Raw genomic sequence first — 674 nt, forward strand, 5'->3', positions numbered from 1 at the left:
GCAGCGCCGCGGCCGAGATGCGCAGCGAGTAGCCGCGGCCCAGCTTTTCGGACAGCAGCGTGACCTCGTTCAGGTTCGGCAGGAACCGGCGACGGGTCTTGTTGTTGGCATGGCTGACATTGTTACCGCTCATCGGGCCTTTGCCGGTCAGTTCGCAGACGCGCGACATGGTGTGTTCCTTCGTCTCAGCTGTGCGGGCGGGGGGTCCGTCCCAATGTGAAAAGGCGCCGCGAGGCAGCGCCCGGAATTCCGTTCGCGGGTGGCTACCGCATGAGGGGCGCGTCGTCAAGCCTTGTCAGGTGATTCCATAGCCGCGCTCCAGCGCGATCAGGCGCTCCTTGCGCCACAGGCCGCCCGCATATCCGGTCATGGTGCCATCGGTGCCGATGACCCGGTGACAGGGCACGACCAGCGCCAGCCGGTTCGCCCCATTGGCCGCAGCGACCGCGCGGACGGCGGTGGGATGGCCGATGGCCGCGGCAAGCTGGGCATAGCTGCGCGTCCGGCCCGCGGGAATCGCCTGCAGTTCCTGCCAGACGCGGGTCTGGAACGGCGTGCCGCGCAGGCGCACCGGCAGGTCCAGCCGCCCATCGCTGCCCGCGAAGAACCGGGCCAGGGCGGCCTCGGCACGGTCGGTCACCGCGGTGCGGCCCAGCCCGATCCGCCCCCCCGCC

Annotated in this window: 2 protein-coding genes; both read right to left on the reverse strand. The window is 70.5% G+C overall.

Annotated elements, in window-relative coordinates; all coding sequences use genetic code 11:
• On the reverse strand, positions 1-169 hold a 169-nt coding region (gene rpmB / locus TW83_RS18700; protein WP_045984295.1), incomplete at its 3' end, for a 50S ribosomal protein L28.
• Between the two features lie 126 nt (positions 170-295).
• The coding region (locus TW83_RS18705; RefSeq protein ID WP_045984296.1) for a methylated-DNA--[protein]-cysteine S-methyltransferase at positions 296-674 on the reverse strand (379 nt) is incomplete at its 5' end.

This window comes from Paracoccus sp. S4493 (assembly GCF_000967735.1).
Lineage (GTDB): Bacteria > Pseudomonadota > Alphaproteobacteria > Rhodobacterales > Rhodobacteraceae > Paracoccus > Paracoccus marcusii.